The sequence below is a fragment of the Mangrovibacterium sp. genome (assembly GCF_059905295.1).
Genome location: NZ_JBZQJF010000110.1, coordinates 20,706 through 30,243 on the forward strand (window position 1 = coordinate 20,706; position 9,538 = coordinate 30,243).

A 9,538-nucleotide genomic window follows, 5' to 3' on the forward strand; every position below is an offset into this window, starting at 1 on the left:
AGATTTCCCGAACATCCCATTGTCTTTGTTATCAGAGTTTGTCAGGTTGTCTGTGTATCTTGGCCTTCTACAACATGCACAAAAAAAGGACCACCTTCCGGTAGCCCTTTTCCTGTTTATTTCAATCAAAATTTATTCTGCATCCAGAATCTCAGTTTGCATACGAACTGAATCTTCGTGAATTAGCTGGAACAAGATCTTAACAAAGACCGGATCCAAACTCAATTTTTCGCCTGTTGCAACGCGTTTGTTCATCAACTCGGTCCAACGGCTGATTTGCAAGGCTGTAACATTGTTTTCCTTTTTGTACTGACCAATTTCGCGTACAATATTCATGCGTGAAGACAAAATCTCCAACAACTCGGTATCCAGTGAGTCGATGCGGTTACGCAATACTTCCAACTGGTTTTCAAATTGTTTGTTGTCAACTGATACATTACGGATTACCAATTTATCCAACATCTTGGAAAGATCGGCTGGTGTTAATTGTTGTGCGGCGTCACTCAGTGCGCACGATGGATCGCGGTGCGATTCAATCATTAATCCATCCATACCCATGTCAAAGGCTTTCTGAGAAACTTCGAAAAGGTATTCGCGTTTACCGGCAATGTGGCTCGGGTCGCAAATAACCGGTAGATTTGGCATCAGGCGACGTAGCTCGATAAATGTTTTCCAGTTCGGGTAGTTCCGGTATTTTGTTTCGCGGAAGGGTGTAAAACCACGATGGATACCAACCATATTTTTGATTCCTGCTCTGCTTAAACGTTCGAAAGCTCCCATCCACAATTGAACGTCCGGGTTTACCGGGTTTTTAACCATTACGGTTGCGTCAGTTCCTTGCAGTACATCCGCAATTTCCTGAACTACGAAAGGGCTTGCTGTTGAACGGGCGCCAATCCAAAGGATGTCTAAGCCGGCTTTCAGTGCTTCCTCCGTATGTTGAGCGTTTGCTACTTCTGTACCAACGCGCAATCCGGTTTCCTGCTTAACCATTTTCAACCACTCCAGGCCAATTGAACCAATTCCTTCGAAGCTACCCGGGCGAGTACGAGGTTTCCATACACCACCACGGTATCCGAAAACGCGTGGATCTTTTGCCAACTGGCGGGCGGTATCCATTGCTTGTTCTTCTGTTTCAAGGCTACAAGGGCCTGCAATTAAAAGAGGGTTGTTCAACTCAGGTAACCACTCTTTTATTGGTCTGATGTCTAATTCTGATGCCATTTTCTTATTTGGTATAAAGTTTAATAATTTTTTCTTCGTTCTTGATTAGCGATGGATTCGTTCCGTTAAGCACTTCGCGAATCTTCGTTGCATTGTCCATGAGTTCATACATCCGGTTCTCGTCGTTAAGCATGCTGTCTTTAAACTCGATCAGGTGCTTAATATAGCACTCCAGCGACTCGACGATGTATTTTTTGTTATCGGTAAAGATGGGGCCCCACATCGAGGGTGTACTCTTTGCCAGACGAACGGTTGAGTTAAAACCGCCACTTGCCAGGTCGAATATGATGTGCCGGTTTTCTTTAGCCATAGCTGCATTTGCCAAGGCGTAAGCAACAACGTGTGGCAGATGCGAAATGTAAGCGGTGCTGTGGTCCTGTTCGTCGGACGACATGTAGGCAATATTCATTCCCATGCACTGGAACATCTTCTCAACCAGGGCCAGGTGCTGAGGCCCGCTTTTTTCCTGGTCGCAAATGATGGTGATCTTATTTTCGAAAAGCCCCTCCAATGCTGCTGAAGGACCGGAGTTTTCTGTTCCCGACATCGGGTGGGCAGCAATGTAGTTGCGACGATTGGGATGATTCTCCACGGCCTCGGCAATGCGTAGTTTTGTCGATCCTAAGTCTGTTACTGTCGTTCCCGGTTGAATGATATCCAGGACATGAGGCAGTAGCTGACGGATTTTGTCAACCGGAATCGCAATGACAACTAAATCGGCTTTTTCCACCGCCTGTTCCAGTGGAAGGATTTCGTCAACCAGCTTGATTTTCAGAGCTTCTTCGGCGTGCATCTCGTTGGCATCAACACCAATAAGATGTGTTGCAAAGTGAGCCTTTCGCAAATCTTTAGCGACCGATCCACCAATAAGTCCTAATCCTATAATGCTTACATTCATGCTTCGTTTATTTCAAAAAAAAAGGTCCCGAAATTTTTCGGGACCTTCTAGTATTTTTATTCGCTTTTAACAATACAATCACTGTTCGACCCCGTTTGCTGAAGTGAAGTAATAAAACCAGTAATAAAATGTATTGTTTGAAAGCATTTGTTTCTGTCTAATTCGCTGACAAAGATAGAGATTTATTTTAAAATCAAAATTTATCCGCTTTTTTGTTTTCAAATTTTAATTTTTACCATTCTGAGAAAGGTAAATTACTAACTGAGGTTAAAAACAAGCTTCCACGTATTTCGGTTTAAAGTCGAACGATTTTTTTGTTGATTCGTTCACCGTTCTCCAAATCCAAAATCAGAAAATAAACTCCTGAACGGAGGTTCGAAAGATTCAGTTCTTCAGAGATCGTCTGGCTGGAACCATCAAACTTTCCGGAATAAAGAACTTGTCCCGTCGCGTTTTGCAGGGAATATTGAATTTCACCCGGTGCTTTCTCCAGCACTGCTTCAATATGAAGTTGACTGGCTACAGGGTTCGGGAAGAATTTAAAACTGTTGGACGCTGCGGTTGTAGTCTCTGCTGCGGTTCCCGGATCCTGAATTACTAAATCATCGATAGTCCATCCCCAGGCATTCACAAAGGGGTCGGAATATAGTCTAAAGCGAATATAAACCGTTTGGCCGGCACTAAAATTTCCGTTTCCGGTTAGTGTTATTTCCTTTACTGCATAAAGATCTTTGGTGCCATCAGCAGACTGGTTGTAAGCCGAAAGCCAGCTGCTGTTCTCCCCGGAATCATAGCCATCGGTGAGTGGTAGCCAATTTGTTTCCCCGTCCAGCGAACCTTCAATAATCACATAGTCCCAAAAGTTGTCGCTTCCGTAAGTCGAACCGGTGTCACCTGGTTCAACCAAAACAACCTCGTTGAAGGTCATCTTCCCGTTTTCTTCCAAAATAATAGGATGTTTGAGAATACAAGTTAAATCATACGACTCCTCGTTTGAATTAGGGCTCGGGTAGGGATGCGGACTGTTCAGACTCCCGTTATCAAATCCGGTTACTGTTCCTATGTAGAAATCCTTCGATATAAAATCGTGACTCGAGCTGTTAAAGTTATTGCTGTAGGTATTTACGGCTGCGTAAAAGCCTTCGACAGAAATGGTGTAGTACCCTTCGGTTGGCAGGTAACTTGTGTTGGCTTGTGATGATATATCGGTAGCTATCAGGCGATAACGAATGGAGTCGCCATCAGAAAGACCGGTAAGTGACAAGTCGGTTTGATAAGAGGTATCAGTTTTTGTTAAGATTACTTCCTGAAATGCTCCGTTGTTTACGGCATATTCAAGTTTCACGTTTGCAACACCAATATTATCAGTTACATCAGCCGAAATTGTGGTTGTCAGCTTGTCTTGCATGATGAACTTCACCGGGTCGTGAACGATTACCGGTGCTTGGTGATCGGGGCCAACGGTAACATCAAAATAAGCGTCGGGTGCATGAACCGGTAATCGGTATGTGCGCCCATTTATGTTTTGCGCAGTAATGTAATAACGAATTACAGCAGCCTCTTGAACCGGAATTTCTGCGCTAAACAGATCGGTTGTTTCAGCCCAACTCATCGATACGGTATCAGCCGTTGTGAAATCGGCATAGGTGTATATTAGTTTTACTGAGGTGGAGTCCAGTCCCTGATCGCTGACGATTTTGGCAGTTACTGAAAGTGGAGTTGTCAAGTCTTCGGTATCAGTCAATTCGTCATGAGCAATTGAGGTGTAAATCCAGCCGGTTTCTTCCATCATGGTTAGTGCAATTCCCGGATTGTGGAGAGCTTCAGCTTTCGAAATTGCGGGTGTCATCAGCGCATTTGTGTCAGTATAGGTCAATTCGTTCAGATGATATAAACTAGATCCTTCATCGAAAGTTAAGGGAGCGTACATCCGCGGGTAACTTCCGTCGAGTTTTGTTTTCGACCATTCTCCCTTGAAATTTAAATAGCCCGACTGAAACTGATCCATTAAATCAGTTGAGTAATTTGCAAAAAGACTTTCATCGGTCAGCTTTTGTCCATCAATATTAACCAAAAAATCATCGAAAACGGACGGATGATCGCTGGTCCAGCCGTAAGCACCTATTCCGTCGGTTGGTTGGTAGCATAAGCCGGTGAATCCCAACCCGTGGGCTATTTCGTGTAACACGACGGTTACAAAATCATATTTGTCAGTTGGGGTTTGTCCATCAGTTCCAAAATACCAATTGGCATTATTGCTGTTAAATTCTGCGACAATATCAGCGTCGGTTGTTGCATTGAGTTCCTTGCCAGCCAGTTTTTCGGCTAAAGGCAAGGGGTAAAAGTAATTCGGGAGGGGGGCACCGTCAAAATTTTCCAGGTAATCATTCGGAGAGCAGCTCCCCAGAACGTCAACTGCAAGGGGGCTCCAGCTTGCCTGAATGTGAATGGTCACGGGAGACTTAATCAGCCCTTCCCAAATACTCACTGCATATGCAAAAGCTGCTTGTGCATCTTCGGGGAAGCCCGAATAGCTGACATCGATGGTTGCTGTTGAGATCTGTGCTGATTTAAGCTTAGTTTTGAAGGGTGAGGGGATATATATTTTATGCACTTTGTCGGAGGCATAGCACAGCGGTGCATGAAGGTGTTTTTTCCCGATTGGTTTTTCTGAATGTCCTTGTTTCGGAATGAAAAGAGAAAGAATGATGGTTAACAGGAAAATTAATTTCATGATAGTTGCGTTGTCTTGACTAGGGTAATTTATAAATTAAGTAACGATTTTTTGTTTATTTTGCTCATAAAACTGAAAAGATCAGTCATGATAAAATCACTTTCTACTTTTATTCTTCTCTGTTTTGCTGTTGTTGGTGCCTTTGCACAGGATCAGGATGTGGATTTCTCACAGGTTTATCGACCGCAATATCATTTTACATCTCCCAAAAACTGGATTGGTAACACTTCAGGAGTTATTTTCTCGGAGCGAGATAGTCTTTACCATCTGTTCTATGAGTATAGCACGGTTGATGTTACACCGGTTTACCTCAATATGGGGCAAGCAGTGAGCCACGATTTGGTTCATTGGGAATATAAACCGGTAGCTTTGGAGCCCGATGATGCGACCCGCGATTTATACAAATGCACCATTCGTGCAGGAAGTGTTTTAGTTGATAAGCAAAATGTATTGGGGAAGCAGGATGGAGATCAACCAACCTGGGTGTTGTTTTATACCAGTTATGAGTGCGGTGTACGCCTTGCCTATAGTACGAATGGCGGCGAAAGCTGGACTAAGTTTGCCGATAACCCGCTGATCCCTTACAAGCAGGATGAAAATGCACGGTCGCCGAAAGTGTTTTGGTACGAGCCTAATAAATGCTTTGTAATGGTTATTGCTAGAAATCCGGAAAGTGAAGATATCCCGGATGGTTTTTCATTTTATACGTCCAATAACTTAATCGACTGGACTTATCAAAGTCATTATATCGGGCCGAAAGGTCGGCCGGACATGTTTCAGCTATCGGTAAACAATCATCCGGACGAAACTCAATGGGTTGTAACCGACTCTATCGGGTCGTATATGGTTGGCGATTTTGATGGTCACCGCTTTAAGCCAACGACAGATATGTTGCCTGCCGGTTACGGTCAGTTTACCGGGGCAAGTACCTTCACTGTTCCGGATGGTGACGAGGGATCAAAAGTTATTCAAATTGCTTCGATTGGCGATACGCAAGAGCCCAACATGCCGTTTGCCGGTCAATTGTCGTTCCCGGTTGAGCTTCAATTGCGCACTTTCCCGGAAGGGGTTCGTTTGATGAAACAGCCAATAAAAGCACTTGAGCAACTTCAGGGGAAAGCGTTTGTTTTGAAGGATAAAAATATCATTCCGGGATTGGATAAAAATCCGATTAAACGGATCAATGGTGATTGCTTTCGGATTAAAGGCGTTTTTCAGTTGAAAACAGTTAGCAGTTTCGGTTTTGTGTTACGGGCAAATAAGTCGGGCGACGGAACAGAGATTCGCTACGATGCTACCCGGAACCAGTTGTCGTGTCTGGGGGCAACAGCCTCCTTACAACCGGAAGATGGTAAAATAACGATGGACATTCTGGTTGACCGCTCATCGATCGAGATATTCGCCAACGACGGGAAAGTTCTCCTTTCCAAAACGTTTAGCCCGGTGGAGGACTCCCAGGATTATATCCTTTACAACACAGGAGGCGAGTTGTATATTGAAAATCTGGAAGTGTATCCAATGAATTCAATATACTCCGGGAAAAAGAAATAGTCTTGTACAAAATAGCACAACATAATTTGTAGAGGAGGCAAACATTTGCACTCCTCTTTTTTTATTCCTTGTAAATAGTTATAACTTCAGTCGCAAAATATCAACTTCACATTATGAAGAAAAAGAAGAAGAAAAGCCGATCGGGATCTTCAACCTTTAATAAACGAAATCTGAAGAATGCAGTTCTGACGATTTTTTACGATAATCCTCAAAAATCCTTTAATTATAAACAGCTGGCGGGTGAACTAGGGGTGAAAGATCCCGAGATTCGACGTCTGATTAGTGTGGTTCTCGACGAATTGTCCGAGGACAACACCGTTGAACAGGTTTTCCGTGGAAAATATAAAGTGAAGTCGCGCGGTGGGCAGATTTGCGGACGTGTTGAACTTCAACCGCAAGGTTTTGGATTGGTTATTTCCGACGAAATTGACCAGCCGGTTTTAGTCTCGCAACGCAATCTGAACCATGCGATGGAAGGTGATAAAGTGCGGGTGATTGTTTATGCCCGACGAAAAAAACACCAGCTGGAGGGTGAGGTCGTTGAAATTGTGGAACGTGCTAAAACAACTTTTGTAGGGACCATTGAACGTTCGCGTAATTTTGCCTTCCTGATTCCGGTTGGTAAGGTTGGTTTCGATTTATTTATACCGAATGAAAAACTGCATGGTGCTGTTGGCGGGCAAAAGGCTGTTGCCCGGATAACGGAATGGCCGGCACGGGCCAAGAACCCATTTGGGGAAGTGATCGAGATTTTAGGGAATGCAGGAGAGAACGATACCGAAATGCATGCGATATTGGCTGAATATGACTTGCCACTGCGTTTCCCCGACAATGTATTAAAAGCTGCTGAACGGATTTCGCTTGAGATTCCGCAGGAAGAAATAGAAAAGCGTCGCGATATGCGCGATGTCACGACCTTTACCATTGATCCGGCTGATGCCAAGGATTTTGATGACGCCCTCTCCATTCGCAAATTCAAGGATGGTGTTTGGGAAGTGGGTGTTCATATTGCCGATGTGAGCCATTACGTGAAACCGAACACACTTATTGATGAGGAGGCTTACTCGCGGGCAACATCGGTTTATTTGGTCGACCGTGTCGTACCAATGCTCCCGGAAAAGCTATCGAACGGGGTGTGCTCCCTGAGGCCCAATGAGGATAAGTTGTGCTTTTCTGCTGTTTTTAAGTTGAACGAGGAGGGTGAAGTGTTGAAAGAATGGTTCGGACGAACAGTTATCCATTCGAACCGGCGGTTTACTTATGAGGAGGCACAAGAGATTATTGAGACCGGTGAAGGAGATTTGAAGGATGAGATCTTAACTTTGAATGATCTGGCTGTCAAACTTCGCAATAAACGATTTAAGGAAGGCTCGCTGGCCTTCGATCGTATTGAAGTGAAATTTGAGATCGACGAAAAAGGCAAACCCCTTTCGGTTTTCTTTAAAGAATCGAAGGATAGTAATAAGTTGATTGAAGAGTTTATGCTTTTAGCGAATAAGCGTGTCGCTGAGAGTATTGGTAAAACCAAAGGCGGGAAACAAGCAAAAACCTTTGTGTACCGTATTCACGATAAGCCTGATCCCGAGAAGCTGGAGAACTTCAACTATTTCATTAAAAAATTTGGCTACGATATACAGACCACTTCCCCGAAGACCATTTCAAACTCAATGAATGCTTTGATGGAACAAGTGAAAGGGAAGAGCGAACAAAATGTGGTGGAGACACTAGCCATTCGTTCCATGGCTAAAGCCGAGTACTCGACTCGAAATATTGGGCACTACGGACTAGGCTTTGAGTATTACAGCCACTTTACCTCACCTATTCGCCGCTATCCGGATGTGATGGTACATCGGTTGTTGGAGCGTTATTTGGATGGTGGAAGATCTGTGAATGCCCAAAAATTTGAAGATTACTGCAAACATTCATCGGAGATGGAGGGCCGGGCTGCCAATGCCGAGCGTAGTTCAATTAAGTATAAGCAGGTTGAATTTATGAAGGATAAAATTGGTGAAGTATTCACCGGCGTTATTTCCGGAGTAACCGATTGGGGCTTGTACGTTGAGCTGGAAAACAAGTGTGAAGGTATGGTTCCCATGCGCGAATTGGATGACGATTTTTATGTCTTCGACGAAAAGAACTATTGTTTGGTGGGTAATCATAGCAAGCGAACTTATCAATTGGGCGAATCTGTTCGGGTCGAAATTATGCGGGCTGATTTGGTGAAAAAGCAGCTTGATTTTAAGCTGGTTAAAACGGATTGATTTTTGTCAACTGATTTTTGGCACAAAATATTCGAAAAAATCGACTATCTTTATGCGCCTTAAAAATCAATTTAATAAGTACCAGCTTATGGTTATGAGTTCCGATAATGGGATCAATAAAAAAGATGCCAATCGCGAAAATATACTGAAAATCGCACAGGAGATCTTCAGTAAATACGGATACAAGAAAACAACTCTGGACGATATTGCCAATGCAGTTCGGAAAGGGAAGAGTTCCTTGTACTATTATTTTAGTAGTAAAGAGGACTTGTTTCAGGCTGTCATCCTGAAGGAAGTTGAGATTCTGAAGCGAGAATTGGAGAAAGTTATTTTACGGAATACCGATCCGGTTGAAAAATTAAGGGATTATATCCTGACCAAGTTGACCACTTACCGTGGCTTGGCTAATTTTTACCATGCCTTGGAAAACGATGTTACCGCAATTGAGTTCATCGACAACATCAAGAATAAATACAACCAGGAAGAGATTAGGATGATCAAACGCATTTTGATCGAAGGAGTGCGTAAAAACGCTTTTGACGTTAAGGATTTCACCCTGGCAGCTATTGGTATCACTACCGCAATAAAAGGGCTGGAAATGCCACTTTCTGCCGGCGATTACGGAATGGTTAACCTCGAGAAGGGAGTCGATAATATCCTGAAAATACTTTGTTACGGAATCATGAAACGTAACTAAAAAAAGAGGAGCTAATAACTCCTCTTTTTTGTTTTCCCCCTCAAGTATCCCTTAAAATGTTCTTTCGCTTAGGACTTCCCCGGTTGGTTTGTACTTTTTCCAGGTTCCGGATTTTTGACCATCTACGTAATTCATCTCATAGACCAGGTTTCCTTCATCGTCCCAAACTTTCC

At 43.5% G+C, this 9,538-nt stretch carries 6 protein-coding genes; 3 read left to right on the top strand and 3 right to left on the bottom strand.

Going from position 1 to position 9,538, the window contains the following annotated elements:
- Positions 1-132 precede the first annotated feature (132 nt).
- From AC37HE_RS05955 to AC37HE_RS05965, 3 genes are all read right to left on the bottom strand, one after another.
- Complete coding sequence (locus tag AC37HE_RS05955) at positions 133-1,224, bottom strand: chorismate mutase (RefSeq protein WP_500781876.1); 1,092 nt, start codon at positions 1,222-1,224, stop codon at positions 133-135.
- A gap of 4 nt (positions 1,225-1,228) precedes the next feature.
- Positions 1,229-2,122, bottom strand: coding sequence for a prephenate dehydrogenase (locus AC37HE_RS05960; protein WP_500781877.1), 894 nt, complete (start codon positions 2,120-2,122; stop codon positions 1,229-1,231).
- 295 nt (positions 2,123-2,417) lie between these two features.
- Positions 2,418-4,856: a T9SS type A sorting domain-containing protein gene (locus AC37HE_RS05965; protein WP_500781878.1), complete on the bottom strand. Its 2,439-nt coding sequence runs from the start codon at positions 4,854-4,856 to the stop codon at positions 2,418-2,420.
- 87 nt (positions 4,857-4,943) lie between these two features.
- On the opposite strand from AC37HE_RS05965, the gene AC37HE_RS05970 reads away from it, so the two are divergent.
- The 3 genes from AC37HE_RS05970 (at position 4,944) to AC37HE_RS05980 (ending at position 9,365) form a co-directional block, all read left to right on the top strand.
- Entirely contained in the window at positions 4,944-6,407 is a 1,464-nt protein-coding gene (locus AC37HE_RS05970) for a glycoside hydrolase family 32 protein (protein ID WP_500781879.1), read from the top strand.
- A gap of 113 nt (positions 6,408-6,520) precedes the next feature.
- Complete coding sequence (gene rnr / locus AC37HE_RS05975; protein ID WP_500781880.1) at positions 6,521-8,668, top strand: ribonuclease R; 2,148 nt, start codon at positions 6,521-6,523, stop codon at positions 8,666-8,668.
- Between the two features lie 52 nt (positions 8,669-8,720).
- Complete coding sequence (locus tag AC37HE_RS05980) at positions 8,721-9,365, top strand: TetR/AcrR family transcriptional regulator (RefSeq protein WP_500781881.1); 645 nt, start codon at positions 8,721-8,723, stop codon at positions 9,363-9,365.
- Positions 9,366-9,538: the final 173 nt, after the last annotated feature.